This window comes from Bacillus sp. CDB3 (genome assembly GCF_002081505.1).
GTDB lineage: Bacteria > Bacillota > Bacilli > Bacillales > Bacillaceae_G > Bacillus_A > Bacillus_A cereus_AT.
This window is the reverse complement of record NZ_ALBR01000034.1, coordinates 1-13,891: the sequence shown is the minus strand read 5'-3', so window position 1 is coordinate 13,891 and position 13,891 is coordinate 1. Positions and strand designations below refer to the sequence as shown.

Genomic DNA, 13,891 nt, shown 5'->3' with positions numbered 1-13,891 from the left:
TTGAAGATATATGCACACAATATAAAAAAGAATAAAAGGAGCTTATTATGAAGAGACTTTTCACACGTACTGCATTTATAATCTTTTTAATAACAACTTGTTCAAATATATATACTGGCCCATCTATAGTTCACGCACAACCACCCTATGCAAAATGGGGTAAACTAGCCGTTGAAAAAACGAAAGAACTATATCCGAAAGCTGAGATTATCGATTACCTTCATATAGGTAGAAAACCAAAAACTGTTCAAATAACAGTTGAAAAATTTAAATTGTGGCTGCGTGAAGATGGAAAAGAGTATGGTGTTTTTGTAGATGTAGAGTTTGATACGAAAACAGAGAAATTTTTAAAGATGTCCTTTCAGAAGACAAGTCGATAGAACAAATAACCCCCTCTGTTTTAAGTAAAACAGAGGGGGTTATTCATACACATTTAATAATGAAAGTTATTGTTTTAAACTTAAAGATCGATTCCCTAACACTTTCACCAATCCGCAAATAGCTCCAATTACAACCGCTATTCCGATACTATATAAAAGCACTCTCCCATATCCACCTATTCTCGGATCGAGAAATGGATATGGGTACCAATTAACAAATGGACCTCGTATTAAGCTATAGACAACATATAAAAGCGGGAAAACAAGCCAACTCGCAGCCTGTTTCCATGTAATGGTCTTCGTAGGTGGATTTATAACCCAATCTAAAATCATCGCTAATGGCATGATGTAATGAAGCACAGTATTTACCCATGGTATCGCTGTTTGAAGTGACTCTTCTAATCCCCTTAATAACAAAAAATAAATAAGTCCTGTTGTCAGTATGTATACTGTAGCTGCACCGCGAAGAACTCCAAACTGCTCGGAACGTCCAAGTAGGGCTGTTCCCAAGCTACTTAATAGTAGAATTACCGCCACTAAAATATTGCTTTCAATTGTGAAGAAACTAAAAAAGTTAACTGGATTGAACGGTTTCACTTGTGCCCTTGTAACAAATTGAGTAATAAGTGCACTAAACGCTAGAAGACTTAATAACAGTCTATAAATCGCTATCATTTTTGCACTTCTCATAACACACCTCCTTCCTCTTCTTATTTATGATTGGCATTCTCTTTTATATGCTCTATAAATAACTTTAATGGTACGAGGCCACGTTTAGGCATGTGACTACTAATTACTGCTACGATCTCTAACTGTGGAATGATAATAATGTATTGCCCTCCGTATCCCATAGCAAAATACATACAATACGGTATGTGAAATCTTTCGTTATTTAATACCCACCAGTGATACCCGTATGCCCCGACATGTTCATACGTTTCAAATAGAGCTGTACTTGATTGCTCTAACCATTTCGATGATATAATTTCATTTCCCTTCCAATATCCATTCTGCAAACATAATTTTCCTAACTTTAATACATCTATAGATTTCATTTTCATACCGAATCCGCCAACATATATACCTTGCGGGTCTTGTTGCCATTCATATTCCATAATGTTTAATGGATCAAATAAATACTTTTTCGCGAACTGCTCCGTCGACATTCCCGTTGCTTCTTGAATGACGTAACTAAGTAAGTGAGAAGAACCTGAGTTATAATTCATTTTCATACCCATTTTTTCAATGAACGGCTTTTCTAAAATGAATTGCGCCCAATTGTCTGATTCCACAAAGTCATTTGGGAAAACGACCCCATTGCCGAATTCTTGCCAATCTTCTCCTGTTGTCATAGTTAATAAATGATACAACGTTAATTCCCTCTTTTTCTCCGGTACATTGGGAATCCATGTTGTGATTGTTGAATGTATATCATTTATATATCCTTTATCAATTGCGATGCCAATTAATATGGATACGATACTTTTTGTAATCGAATTTATTTTAAATAACTCATTTGCACAGTCTATCGTTTTATAGTACTCAGTCGTTGTTTCCCCTTTTTGATAAACAAGAAATGTATTCACTTTTTTCTTTTCAAATTTATTTTGTAATTGCTCGAAATTCAAGAAATCTTCCTCCATCTAAATGATTATGTAATATTTGTAGTTCATCTCGTTCTCTCTATTAAATCATATTTGTTTTTAAAACAAAAAATAAACTTGCCAGCATTTAATAGCTGACAAGTTTATTTTTATAATTTCGTTCGAACGTTCCAAAGCTCTGGGAAGAAGCATTGATCAAGCACTCGTTTTAAATAAGATACGCCAGAAGAGCCACCTGTTCCCATTTTATGACCGATAATTCGTTCTACCGTTTTCATATGACGGAAACGCCATTGTTGTAGCCAGTCTTCAATATCGATTAATTTCTCTGCAAGCTGATATAAATCCCAATATTTCTGCACGTCCGCATATACTTCTACCCAAGCCGCTTCTACAGTTGCATCCTCTTCGTAAGGCTGTGTAACATCACGATTTAACACATCTTTATGAATTGGGAATCCTTCTTTAACAAGCGCCTGTATCGCAACATCATACAAACTTGGTGCATGAAGTGCTTTATGAAGACGAGCATGTAATTCTGGGTCCTTTTCATAAATCTTTAATGCATGTGGTGTTTTATAACCAAGTGCATATTCAATCATTCGATATTGATACGATTGAAAACCTGAAGCCTGACCAAGTGAATCACGGAACTCAATATATTCTGATGGCGTTAATGTCGCAAGAATATCCCAAGATTGAATAATTTGAGACTGAATTTTTGATACACGTGCTAACATTTTAAAAGCTGGTGGTAATTTATCTTGTTTAATTGATTCAATCGCCGCATTCAGTTCATGTAAAATTAATTTCATCCAAAGCTCACTCGCTTGATGGATGACGATAAATAACATTTCATCATGATGGTCTGATAATCTTTGTTGACTAGATAATAAGCTATCTAGCTGTAAATACTCTCCGTACGTCATATTCTCCTTAAAATCCGTATGAATCCCTTTTTCCATAATTACCTTTTCATTTTCTTTCATATTAGCCAAACGCCCCTTTGTGTTCATTTCTATTTATATTGGTCTAATAACAGCTCGAACTGGACTCCCATCCGCATCTGTTAATGCAAGTGGTAATGCAATAAGTTCGTAATCGCCGTCTACTACGTGATTTAGTACGACATTTTCTAAAATGTGTATTCCATGTTTAAATAATTGATGATGCGCTGCTAGTTCTTTATCATCTAAAGGATCAACTGATGGTACGTCTACCCCGATTAAACGAATTCCCTTTTCAGAAAGAAAGGCTGCAATATCTGCGCGTAAATGCGGGATTACATCTGGGAATTCATTTGCTTTACCATGTGAAGATGTACGTAATAATAGTCGCTCTACACCTTCTAAGTTAAAACTTTCTAATTCTTTTTTACCGATACTTTCCAGCCCTGAAACATCGATAACTCGTGCTGTACCTACATATACATCTATATCTAAATCTAACACCTTCTTACCGTCATTATCGAAATGAAAAGGTGCATCAATATGAGTACCTGTATGAATGCTCATCGTTAACTTTCCGACATTTACTGAACCACTGTTTTCTTTTGACCATGAAACTTCATATGAAAAAGGTGTATCCCCTGGCCACGTCGCGATATCATTATTTAACGGTTGTGAAATATCAATCCACTGCGATGTTTTCATGCTTATGCCACAACCTCTCGCTTATTTTCAAACTTTTTATATTCTTCATCTTTCATAATGTTCTTTAAAATTTGTACAGAGTTCCATACTTCCTCATACGTATTGTATAAAGCAACAGGCGCAAGTCTAACTCCATTTGGAGCTCTAAAGTCTGGAATAACCCCATTTGCTTTTAACGCTTTACAAATACGTGCCGCCTCAGCATGTTCTAAATAAATATGCCCGCCTCGTTTTTTATCCTCTAATGGATTCCCAATTGTAAATTCAAAGCCTTTTAATTCATGTTCAATTAAATCAAGCATATATCTCGTAATATGTAATGATTTTTCACGTAACTTTTCAATACCAGCCTCTTTAAAAATTTCAAGAGAACCGATTAATGGTGCAGTACTTAATACGTGAGGTGTGCCTATTTGATAAGCTCCTACATGGTCAGCCGCAGTTAATGAATGCTCCATATCAAATTGCTTATCTTTTCTAGAACTAAACCAACCCGATAATCCTGGGAGTCTATTAAAGTGTTTATTATTTACATAAAGGCCTGCAACACCACCAGGACCTGCATTTAAATATTTATAATTACACCATACAGCGAAATCTACATCCCACTCTTTAAAATGATGCGGAATGGAGCCGATTGAATGACATAAGTCAAAACCGATATGAATACCACGTTTATGAGCTTCAGCTGTTAATCGCTTCATATCAAGAATTTGTCCACTCCTATATAGTACAGAAGGCAATAATATTAAAGCGATATCATCGGTCATCGCATGAATAATATCATCTTCAGAAAGTGTTCTTCCATCTCGGCTTTTCACTCGTACTAAATGCTCATCTGGATCTAAGCTTTTTAAACGAATTTGACTCTGAAGTGCATAAATATCTGACGGAAAAGTTAATTCATCCGCAAGAATTTTTGTTCGTATTCCTTTTGGCTCATAAAACGTCGCAATAACTTGATGTATATTCGCAGTCGTAGAACCGGTTACAATAGTTTCTTCCGGTAAAGATCCAATAAGAGGTGCTGTCAATTCACCCAATTTCTCCGAAAGGAAAAACCACGGATGCTCACCTTCAGTCCATCCATCAATCCCAAACTCTTTCCATGAATCTAGCAATGTAAGTAACGATTTCTCTGCTCTTTTTGAAAGCAACCCTAAAGAGTTACCATCTAAATATATTGTTCCTTCTTTTTTATAAAATTCAGATTGAAAATCTTTCAGTTCATCATGTTTATCACATTCAAGCACATACTCATAAGTTGGTTGAAATGGTTCTTTATACATGGTGTCACCTTCTTTTAATTTTCTTTTTATTCTAACTAATTGAAATATATCACTTAAATTGATATAACGTCAATGATATTATGTCAGTTGACTTTATATACGAACTTCTTTTACAATACAATTATATTTTCAGATATTTCAGTATAAAGAGGTGATTCCTTGAAAAATTCTACTCTTTCAACAAGAAAATACCGCTCCTTAGAAACAAAAAAGAAACTATTACAATCCGGTTATACTATTTTTATAAAAAACGGATTTCAGAAAACTACAATCACGCAAATTATTAAACATGCAGAAACTGGTTATGGAACAGCATATGTATACTTTAAAAACAAAGATGCTCTCCTCATCGTTTTGATGGAAGATGTTATGAATCGCTTTTATGATATTGCAGATCGCTCTTTTTCACCTGAAACAAAATTAGACGCATGTGATATGATTCAAAGTCAAGTTAGAGCATTCTTACAATTAGCGGAAGAAGAACGAGATATTTTGCAAGTTGTGGAAGAAGCAATAGGATTATCAGGAGAGATAAGTCAAAAATGGGAGAAGATTCGTGAACGCTTTATAAAAAGTATTACACAGGATATTACTTACTCTCAAGAAAGTGGATTGGCGCAGCCTGAATTAAATAAAGAGATTGTAGCTCGTGGTTGGTTCGCGATGAATGAAACGTTTCTTTGGGAAATTGTGCAAAATGATAAAGAGCTAGATTTAGAAGAAGTTGTACATACATTGACAGTGATGTATACGACAGGTCTATATAAATAGCACACCCTTTATTCATAAGGTGTGCTATTTTACATCTATAAAAATATTTTATCGGGATACGGTAATGCTAAAGGTGGTTTTTCAGATAAAGGGAAATATTTTAGTTTTACAGATTCTCCATCAACCGCTTTCAATCCACCGCCGATAATTTCACACTCAAATACAACAACAATATACTCTACTTGATCTCCACTCGAATATGTATGACGAAATTCTTCCCCTCCAAATACTCCTTTTTCTTTTTTCACTTTTACTTTTAATCCTGTTTCTTCCCACACTTCTCTAACAACCGCTTCTTCTGGTGTTTCTCCTGGTTCGATTGCCCCTGCTGGCAAACTCCAGTATTCTCCTCCGGGATATTGAAATAATATTTCCCCCTGCTCGTTTTTAATTACAGCAGCTATACTCGGCATAAAAATAAGTTCAGATCCTAATTTTTCACGAAGTCTTTTATAATATATTGACATCGGCATTTGATTTTCTCCCTCGCAATAAATAACTGTATTTTCTAGCAATTATTATATAATATTATTAATATCAACTTCTATATAGAAAGGAAGATCGAATGTCACAAGAAAAACTAATAAATCAGTTTCTATCATTTTTATCCGTTACAAAAAAGCCTGTAAGTTTAAATTTTTTAAATGAACTTGTTAAAGCTCATCAAGAGAAAGTAAAGTGGGAAACTCTTACTAAAATAATTGACGGGGAAAAAGGTAATAAAACAGGTAATTACTTACCTTCCATCAAGACATACATAAATCGAATTACAACTAAAGGTATGGGCCGTACTTGTTGGACTCATTCTATTGGATTTCATTGGCTATTATCAAATCTAGGTTTTTCTGTGCAGTATATGTATATGGATCCTGGACATTTATGCGTACGTGTTAACTTAGAGCAACCTTATTATGTCGATGTTGGTTACTGTGCACCTTTATTTCAAGCATATCCACTTTATGAATCATTTCAAGTGAGTAATGTAAGGGCAACCTTTGCTTATCAAGTATCAAATAAGGGAATTCATATTACTAGAAATCCTGGTCCAGCAAATATCTTAAATACAGAGCCAATACATTTAACAAGTATGAAAGAACTCATTATAAAGTCTAATGACTGGCATTCTTCTCCTGTATTAAAGAAAATTCAAATTTTCGGTTATATCGATGGCATTCCAACTTCTATTAATGATAATATTTTAAAACGATATTTCCAAGGTAAGAAAAGAGAAAGTAGCCTTACCTCTTCTGAACTTACTTATTGGATAACTGAAAAATTTTGTATTGATAAAAAAATATACCAAACAGCTACTGAAACTTTTAATGAGAAAACTTCAAAAAAATAAACAGTTACTCAATATGTTAAGTAACTGTTTATTTAAAATATTTTATTAACGATACGATGATACAAAATAGCGATGTAAGTAAAAGCAACAACCCCATATTCTTATTCTCTTTTTCATCCTTCTTAACGTTTTGTATCCCCATACCAGCAAGCATAAAGCCTAACAGTAATTGTAAAATAAGCATACTTTGCTTCGAACCATCATTCCAGCTGTAAATAGAATAGCCCATTACAATAATAGCGAGTATGAATGTAGTAATTTTAATCATAAAAACACCACCTATTTGATTCTATTGTTTTAACCTACTCACCATTCCAACAATAAACTTATACTCAGCTCTACTTTTTCTTACTTTCTTAAAACCCTCTTTCATATCAAAAATAAAACACGTTTTCCGAAACCAAATTCGTACATATAAAGACTCAAAGTAAATAGGTTTTATAATTCCTCGTTCCTCAAATTCAGTTCCATCTTTATTTTCGGTTTCCGTTCGAATGAACCACCTATTCCCGATTCCGATTTCAACATACTTCACAAGCTAACCCCCTTCAGGAAATCTTTTTTCTAACTATTCTATTATTTCCCTGGCAAGCGCACATTCCGACAGAACATGAGCCCTCAAATAAAAGTAGATTACAAAAATCTACTTTTATTGCCTAAATTTTTGTATACGTTTATATAATGTACTGCGGATTACATCTAATAGTTTTGCAACTAATGAAACATTTCCATTTTATAACTTAATTTATTTTGATTTCCCATCATTTTCTGTAATAAAATAAGATTTTCTTTTCGCATATTTCCCGTACATTTCCATTTTGAAAATTGATTACAAATAGCAACTTCTCCATCACAATGAATTACATCTATAAAGCGGTGAATTAAATATAGTTTATTTTGATGTATTTGAATGCTAATTCACGTTCAATTGCATGGACAATTGAAGTTACCATGATGTGAAGACTCAATCGAACAGGAGAAATAGTGTTTTCAACATAATTAGAAAAAGATACGAGTGTATTGAAAATTCGAATATTTTAATGCGCTTCTTTATTCTTTTTTAGTAGCACTATATTTTGTATAATGGACCCAAAGAAAATACATAACCAAAACCACTTTTGTGGATTGTTATTTATAAAGAAAACTATCGCCGCTATTGCGAATAAAATAGTGGCTGCTAAACTAATATATAATTTCGTTCTAATCCCCATTAAGCTTCACTCCCTATCATTTTACAGTACAAAGTAACTCTTCATTTTTCATCTCCAATATGTATTCCTGTAAAACATATTCTTTCCCTCCATGTTTTTCATACCAATCATTTATTCTTCTAACATGCATCTTGTCACTTCTAATTTTCTTTTCAATTGCTTCATAATCTTCATAACTATTATATTCCCATATTGCAAATACTTCAGTCGTACCATCATTATTATCTTTCATCCAGCGTCCTATTAAACGAGAACCATATTTTATTTGATTAGGTAAATTAGTATCATTGAAATGATCATTAAATATTTCTATGAATTCATTTTTTACTACATAGTACTTCCTTCTGTAAAACATACTTCTTCACCTCTTTTATGAAAAGTATCAGCAAACCTTCCCATTACTACCGTATTATAATACTTACCATCCGATAGTTTTTTATCATTTTTTAGAATACCTTCTACCTCAAAACCTAACTTTCTATAAAGCTGAATGGCTTTCTCATTTGTCTCTAGCACTTGTAATGCTATCTTTTTCACTGCATTTTCATCAGCCCAATTAATAGATTGTTGTAATAGGCTCATACCCATTCCATATCCCCAAAACTCTTTTAAAATACAAACTCCGAACTCTACTTTATGAGATAATCTCGTTAAATCAGATCCTTCACATCTCGAAAATCCAACGATACGGTTATGTACTTCCGTAACTAAAAAGAGATTTCTCGTTTTCTCACTATCTGTTTTTATTATTTGTTGGAATCCCTTCGTATCTATAAACCCCTCGCCTTCTTCTCTATCCATATTTTCAGTTTCTCCATCGATCTGAACTCGTATTTTTGATAACCGATCTGCATCTGTTTCAGCTGCAGAACGAATTGTATAAGTTAATCCATTTATATGAAACTCTTGTCCTTTTATAATCATTTCAAACTCCTTTTAAATGCAATCTATTGGCGCTATTACAATTTGTTTACCTTGATTCTCAAATTTTTGAATAGTTTCTTTGCTAGCCTCTTCATCTGTAATTATAAGGTCAATTTCTTTAAGTGACTCTCCTTTTATAAAGCAGTCTATTCCGAGTTTGTTATGAGGAGCTAAACAAATATTCCTTCGAGCGATTTTACTTACCCTTTTACTAAAATATGCAACTTCAGGTGTTGCAGTACTTATACCATGTAATGAAATACCACCACCTGTAGAGAAATAAAGATCAATAGATAATCTACTTATCAATTCCGAGGCAAGTGTATCAGTAATATTTCCTGAAGGTTTTACCTTACCACCAGTTAAATACACTTCTATGTTCTTATATTCTCGTAACGAACTAGCTATCTCTATAGAATTTTGTAATAACTGTAAATGATGTCTCGGGTAAAAACTTTAACATGGCACAATGAATTGAAGCCCCACCAATAAAAACGGAATCTCCTTCTTGTATATACGAAGAAGCAACTTTAGCAATTGCTTCTTCGTATATTGAACTATCACTAAAACGTTTAAATGATTCAGCAGCTAAGTTTCTCACTCGCGTAAGTTCAATTGCACCTCCGTGAGTTCTTTTTAATAAACCATTCTTCTCCATAATTGACAAATCTCTTCTTATAGAATCGATAGACATATCAAAGCTTTCCGCAAGATCCTTTGCGATTACTCTTCCATCTTTCTTAAGTAATTCTAAAATCTTTCCTCGACGTTCTTCAGTAAACATGTTCTCACCACCATTATTGAAGATTCAGAAATTTATCCTTTATTTTAAATTATATGCACGTTTCTTCCGTTTTACAATATTTTCAATCCTTATTCTTCCGTCTTTATACAGGTTTTCCCTCTCTTTCTATTTCATTTATTTATATAGCAAATAAATGCATATTTGCATATTCTACTAAAAGACTACTTTTTATCTTCCTATTGATGTAAAATTATTCCTATGTTTTACTTTTTAATACAGAAAGGAATTACTATGAAATCTTTAATTAAAGTAACTTGTACAGCATTAATATTTACAGGAATAATGGCAGGATGTAATGAAAGTGCTCAACCAAAACAAGAAAAGAGCACTCTCGAAAAAGATGCAATGCACTATGGGGAAATATTTAAAAACGAATACTATAGAGCGACAGTTGAAAATGCAAAGTTCGAAAAAATAGACAAAGAGTGGCGCCTTACAACTCGTGTTACAATCAATAATGCTCGTGCTGACGGACAAACGATAGATCTTTCGGAAATACAATATTTCATAAAAGATGAAAAAACTGGTGAAAAATATGAAGGTGAATTTATACAAAATGAGAACGCTAAAAAGGTTCCATCTGAGTTCTCTTTAACTACTGACATTCAATTTAATATGAAAACTTCACCAAAAGATTTAAATAACATGTATTTATACATAGATAGTAAAGTTGCTCCGTTAACAGATACATATTGGAAGCTTGATAATCTAGTATCTAAATAAAAAACAGTCATTTAAGACTGTTTTTTGTTATTAAACTAATAAAGTTTACTAGTTACATTTCTCAAGCAATACATCTTTTGCACAAATTATTACTTCTTCAAATGGACAATCAAATAACACACCCAATTCAAATCCATCTTCAGTAAGTTCTATTTCATGACACATCCACCAAGCACCTTCAAATTTTTTCGGCATTGAATATTCCGTAACTCCTATAAAAGTAAGTCGAAGCTTTTCAAAATCACTAAAACTACCACTGCAATCTAAAGTAATAATTAGCCTATCTTTTGATCTCCTCTCAACTGATTTGACTACACTGTCATGTAGTGAGTATTCATGTAGTTGCACGACATTCTGTGGAAGTTTTTCTTTTATAGAATTAAAATTTTCTAAATAATCTTGTTCTAAATCATTCATTCTTTTCTCATAGTCCTCTGTCCACTCAAGCATAAGTTTCTTTAATTTTTCCGATGGATATTCTGAATTAATTGTGTTGTCATGAATATACGGATGTAGTGACTTAGGAAGAAACTTTAATAAATCTTCTTTCTTTTCTTCCACGTCTTCTCTCAAACTTTTCTTATAATCCATTCCTACCTTTTCGCTCTCTCGCAACATCTCTTCCCATTCTTCTAATGTTTCTGAGAAAATTAAAAATCCAAATACTTGCATTTCTTTATACCATTCTATTGTGAAATATTTCAATGACATCTCTCCTAAAACATTTTAACATCCAAGAAAAGCAATATATCCACTTATTATATCATTCCAATAACCGTTTTTTCTAAAGAATAAATGTAAAACTGTAAATATTCCGCCTATTATTTCTAAAACTTCAGAATATTTACAAAAATACGAAATTGGAATACATTTTACATGTACAAGTTTTGCCTGTACAAAAATTTAAACAAAAAGGGATGGTTATATGTTGATGAAATTAGTAGCAGGGACATTAGTAGCAGGTTTTGCATTAACTGGAGGATTAGGAGTAGTAAGTGCTGCAGAAAAAGATAATACAATTAAAACATTTGATTATTTAAAAGTTGATGAAAAGAATGTTAGTTCATTTGCAAAATTAAGCGATCAATCAAAAAAAGACATCCAAATTACTATGGTACTACCTAAACAAAATGAAAATGGAGATTGGTTAGCTTACGGATTTACTAACAGAGAAGCATTGAATGCTTTTATTGAAAAAGATAAAAAGGCACTAAAAAATCAAATTAACCCTTTAGGTAGTGGTGCTGGTAGTACTGATTTTTATGAACATAAAGATAAAGGTGGCCAATATATTTACTGGAGCAGCGGCTTTAAAAACTTACCATCTAGCTGGAACGACAGAATTTCTTCTGTAAGTACAGCTTCACCTTCTGCAAGCTATTCAACGACACTTTGGGAACATACTTCAACACAAGGATATGGAAAAGGTGTCTCCTTTAGACACTCTGATTGGTATGGTAAAACTGCTAATTTAGCTGCTGATTGGAACGATATTACTTCAGCAATTGAAATCAAATAGTAACAGGGCATTTTGCTACTTAATTATTATTAGATAGTAGAAAGACCAGTCATTATAGACTGGTCTTTCTACATTTAAGCATGTACAGCATGTCCTACCGCCTGTAATAATGCTTCATTTGCTTCAAATAAATTAGAGAATCATGACATTATTCACTATCAAAACTCTTCTGCAATTTCCGAATGTAAATAATTTGACCAATATGATACGCGTTATGAGTCGTTACATTAGCTAATATTTCCCACCACTTTGCAGATACAGGAAATCCAATTACATCACTTTCAACCTTGTCTTCATTTATGAGACTTTGCCACTGTAACAGTTTCTCTAATAGTTTTTCTCTTAACTCTTCAAATGTTTGATTATCAGATAGCATAAAACTCTTGTTATTATCACCAATAGCGGGCACAGCATTAACATTTGATTCTTTATACCTTGTTTGCCATGTCGAGTTCCAATACAGCAAATGTTGTACAATTTCAGCTATACTATTACTCTCTTCATTCGGTTTCCAGAAGGCTTCTCTCTCAGATAAATCCTTAACTGCATCTGAAAATGGAATATACCAACTAGGATCATTCGCATTTGCTAATAATTGATCTGCTAAAACGTCTTTAACATGGAACACTTTGCTTCCCCCCATTTTAAAAACTTAATTTCATCATCATGAATGCAACACTCACTTCTCTATATACGCTGAGTCTGTACGATTCCCTCTTTTTATCCACACTTATGCGCTAGCACCTAATCCATAAGCCGCCTCCTAAAATACAGAAATACTACTAATTTCTATTACTTGCATAAAAACAATATGTAAGATTAATAGATTTTCTCCTTAATACTCGTTATGATGAAAGAAAAAGAAAGCGAGCGGACAATGAATAAAAAAATTGCGGTTATTACAGGTGCATCAAGTGGATTCGGACTATTAACTACACTTGAACTTGCAAAAAAAGATTATTTAGTTATCGCTACGATGAGAAACCTTGAAAAACAAGTAAACTTACTATCTCAAGCTGCTAAACTCAACTTACAACAAAACATAAAAATTCAACAATTAGATGTAACCGATCAAAACTCTATACATAACTTTCAATTATTTTTAAAAGAAATAAACAGAGTAGACCTTCTCATTAATAATGCAGGATATGCCAATGGGGGCTTTATAGAAGAAATTCCAGTAGAGGAATACCGTAAACAATTTGAAACGAACTTTTTTGGAGCTATATCAATTACTCAACTTGTTTTACCTTATATGAGAGAACAGAAAAGCGGAAAAATTATTAATATAAGCAGTATTAGCGGCCAAGTCGGATTCCCTGGTTTATCCCCTTACGTTTCTTCAAAATATGCATTAGAAGGCTGGAGTGAATCCCTTCGCTTAGAAGTAAAACCATTCGGAATAGATGTTGCTTTAATTGAACCAGGTTCTTATAACACGAACATATGGGAAGTGGGTAAACACTTAGCTGAAAACCAATCTGATACGACCTCTCCTTACAAAGAGTATATGGATAAAATACAAAAACATATTAATAGTGGCAGCGATACACTTGGTAATCCGATCGATGTAGCTAATAAAATCGTTGAAATTGCTGAAGCAAGGCGTACTACATTACGATACCCAATTGGGAAAGGTGTAAAATTTATGATCTTTGCGAAGAGAGT

19 protein-coding genes and 3 pseudogenes are annotated in these 13,891 nt (G+C 33.1%); 6 read left to right on the top strand and 16 right to left on the bottom strand.

Annotated features, from left to right (window positions below; translation table 11 throughout):
* The first annotated feature begins 47 nt into the window (after window positions 1-47).
* Window positions 48-380 (top strand): DUF3889 domain-containing protein, encoded by a 333-nt coding sequence (locus CDB3_RS10660; RefSeq protein WP_097829352.1) that lies wholly within the window; start codon window positions 48-50, stop codon window positions 378-380.
* A gap of 66 nt (window positions 381-446) precedes the next feature.
* Here CDB3_RS10660 and CDB3_RS10655 read toward each other — a convergent pair whose 3' ends face one another.
* The 5 genes from CDB3_RS10655 to kynU form a co-directional block, all read right to left on the bottom strand.
* Window positions 447-1,070: a Pr6Pr family membrane protein gene (locus CDB3_RS10655; protein ID WP_128854458.1), complete on the bottom strand. Its 624-nt coding sequence runs from the start codon at window positions 1,068-1,070 to the stop codon at window positions 447-449.
* 20 nt (window positions 1,071-1,090) lie between these two features.
* Window positions 1,091-2,008: a serine hydrolase domain-containing protein gene (locus CDB3_RS10650; RefSeq protein ID WP_128854457.1), complete on the bottom strand. Its 918-nt coding sequence runs from the start codon at window positions 2,006-2,008 to the stop codon at window positions 1,091-1,093.
* A gap of 125 nt (window positions 2,009-2,133) precedes the next feature.
* Complete coding sequence (gene kynA / locus CDB3_RS10645) at window positions 2,134-2,973, bottom strand: tryptophan 2,3-dioxygenase (RefSeq protein ID WP_128854456.1); 840 nt, start codon at window positions 2,971-2,973, stop codon at window positions 2,134-2,136.
* A 33-nt stretch (window positions 2,974-3,006) separates the two neighbouring features.
* A complete protein-coding gene (kynB, locus tag CDB3_RS10640) occupies window positions 3,007-3,636 on the bottom strand; it encodes an arylformamidase (protein ID WP_128854455.1) in 630 nt (209 codons plus the stop codon).
* Window positions 3,637-3,638: 2 nt separating this feature from the next.
* Window positions 3,639-4,925, bottom strand: coding sequence for a kynureninase (gene kynU / locus CDB3_RS10635; RefSeq protein ID WP_128854454.1), 1,287 nt, complete (start codon window positions 4,923-4,925; stop codon window positions 3,639-3,641).
* 159 nt (window positions 4,926-5,084) lie between these two features.
* Here kynU and CDB3_RS10630 point away from each other — a divergent pair, with 159 nt between their 5' ends.
* A complete protein-coding gene (locus CDB3_RS10630) occupies window positions 5,085-5,696 on the top strand; it encodes a TetR/AcrR family transcriptional regulator (RefSeq protein ID WP_128854453.1) in 612 nt (203 codons plus the stop codon).
* Window positions 5,697-5,731: 35 nt separating this feature from the next.
* Here the strand turns inward: CDB3_RS10630 and CDB3_RS10625 are convergent, their stop codons facing one another.
* Complete coding sequence (locus CDB3_RS10625; RefSeq protein WP_128854452.1) at window positions 5,732-6,169, bottom strand: NUDIX domain-containing protein; 438 nt, start codon at window positions 6,167-6,169, stop codon at window positions 5,732-5,734.
* Window positions 6,170-6,261: 92 nt separating this feature from the next.
* Here CDB3_RS10625 and CDB3_RS10620 point away from each other — a divergent pair, with 92 nt between their 5' ends.
* A complete protein-coding gene (locus CDB3_RS10620; RefSeq protein ID WP_128854451.1) occupies window positions 6,262-7,041 on the top strand; it encodes an arylamine N-acetyltransferase family protein in 780 nt (259 codons plus the stop codon).
* 28 nt (window positions 7,042-7,069) lie between these two features.
* Here the strand turns inward: CDB3_RS10620 and CDB3_RS10615 are convergent, their stop codons facing one another.
* The 8 genes and pseudogenes from CDB3_RS10615 to CDB3_RS10590 all read right to left on the bottom strand — a co-directional run bounded on the left by CDB3_RS10615 (window position 7,070) and on the right by CDB3_RS10590 (window position 9,960).
* Window positions 7,070-7,309, bottom strand: a complete 240-nt coding sequence (locus CDB3_RS10615; protein ID WP_128854450.1) for a DUF3953 domain-containing protein — start codon at window positions 7,307-7,309, stop codon at window positions 7,070-7,072.
* 21 nt (window positions 7,310-7,330) lie between these two features.
* The gene (locus CDB3_RS10610; protein ID WP_128854449.1) at window positions 7,331-7,576 is read right to left on the bottom strand and encodes a DUF3977 family protein; all 246 of its coding nucleotides are present in this window, start codon (window positions 7,574-7,576) and stop codon (window positions 7,331-7,333) included.
* Window positions 7,577-7,690: 114 nt separating this feature from the next.
* A pseudogene (locus CDB3_RS33085) lies at window positions 7,691-7,765 on the bottom strand (helix-turn-helix domain-containing protein); the annotation flags it as partial.
* Window positions 7,766-7,869: 104 nt separating this feature from the next.
* Window positions 7,870-7,994: pseudogene (locus CDB3_RS33235) on the bottom strand (helix-turn-helix domain-containing protein); the annotation flags it as partial.
* 84 nt (window positions 7,995-8,078) lie between these two features.
* Window positions 8,079-8,252 carry a hypothetical protein gene (locus CDB3_RS31630; protein ID WP_179139690.1) on the bottom strand — a complete coding sequence of 58 codons (174 nt, stop codon included), beginning with the start codon at window positions 8,250-8,252 and terminating at the stop codon, window positions 8,079-8,081.
* Window positions 8,253-8,268: 16 nt separating this feature from the next.
* Window positions 8,269-8,607, bottom strand: coding sequence for an NIPSNAP family protein (locus tag CDB3_RS10600; protein ID WP_128854448.1), 339 nt, complete (start codon window positions 8,605-8,607; stop codon window positions 8,269-8,271).
* Entirely contained in the window at window positions 8,580-9,176 is a 597-nt protein-coding gene (locus CDB3_RS10595) for a GNAT family N-acetyltransferase (protein WP_128854447.1), read from the bottom strand. Before CDB3_RS10595 ends, CDB3_RS10600 begins: the two co-directional genes overlap by 28 nt.
* 12 nt (window positions 9,177-9,188) lie before the next feature.
* A pseudogene (locus CDB3_RS10590) lies at window positions 9,189-9,960 on the bottom strand (DeoR/GlpR family DNA-binding transcription regulator).
* Between the two features lie 252 nt (window positions 9,961-10,212).
* Here CDB3_RS10590 and CDB3_RS10585 point away from each other — a divergent pair.
* On the top strand, window positions 10,213-10,704 hold the full coding sequence (locus tag CDB3_RS10585; protein ID WP_128854446.1) for a hypothetical protein: 492 nt from the start codon (window positions 10,213-10,215) through the stop codon (window positions 10,702-10,704).
* Window positions 10,705-10,752: 48 nt separating this feature from the next.
* Here CDB3_RS10585 and CDB3_RS10580 read toward each other — a convergent pair whose 3' ends face one another.
* A complete protein-coding gene (locus tag CDB3_RS10580; RefSeq protein WP_128854445.1) occupies window positions 10,753-11,409 on the bottom strand; it encodes a DUF4085 family protein in 657 nt (218 codons plus the stop codon).
* Window positions 11,410-11,629: 220 nt separating this feature from the next.
* Between CDB3_RS10580 and CDB3_RS10575 the strand changes: the two genes are divergently transcribed.
* Window positions 11,630-12,223 carry a hypothetical protein gene (locus tag CDB3_RS10575; RefSeq protein WP_128854444.1) on the top strand — a complete coding sequence of 198 codons (594 nt, stop codon included), beginning with the start codon at window positions 11,630-11,632 and terminating at the stop codon, window positions 12,221-12,223.
* A gap of 148 nt (window positions 12,224-12,371) precedes the next feature.
* Here the strand turns inward: CDB3_RS10575 and CDB3_RS10570 are convergent, their stop codons facing one another.
* On the bottom strand, window positions 12,372-12,851 hold the full coding sequence (locus tag CDB3_RS10570) for a DinB family protein (RefSeq protein ID WP_128854443.1): 480 nt from the start codon (window positions 12,849-12,851) through the stop codon (window positions 12,372-12,374).
* A gap of 249 nt (window positions 12,852-13,100) precedes the next feature.
* Here CDB3_RS10570 and CDB3_RS10565 point away from each other — a divergent pair.
* On the top strand, window positions 13,101-13,891 hold a 791-nt coding region (locus tag CDB3_RS10565), incomplete at its 3' end, for an oxidoreductase (RefSeq protein WP_218673339.1).